We start from the raw sequence: 273 nt of genomic DNA on the forward strand, positions 1-273 counted from the left end.
AGGTGGATGTGGACTGGCTGATCGCCGAGCGTCCCGGCAGGGTAAAAACCTTGAAGCAGCATCCGCGCAAGAACAAAACGGCCATCAACATCGAATACATGAAAGCCAGCATCCGGGCCAGGGTGGAGCACCCGTTTCGCATCATCAAGCGGCAGTTTGGCTTCGTGAAAGCCAGATACAAGGGGCTGCTGAAAAACGATAACCAACTGGCGATGTTATTCACCCTGGCCAACCTGTTTCGGGTGGACCAAATGATACGTCAGTGGGAGAGAT

1 protein-coding gene is annotated in these 273 nt (G+C 53.8%); it reads left to right on the forward strand.

The annotated features are described in order from the left end of the window. Nucleotides 1-273, forward strand: a 273-nt coding sequence (locus FHD02_RS24145) for a transposase (protein ID WP_220394394.1), incomplete at both ends; no start/stop codon positions are given.

It is taken from the genome of Citrobacter sp. EC_71 (assembly GCF_019584005.1).
GTDB classification, from domain to species: domain Bacteria; phylum Pseudomonadota; class Gammaproteobacteria; order Enterobacterales; family Enterobacteriaceae; genus Citrobacter; species Citrobacter werkmanii.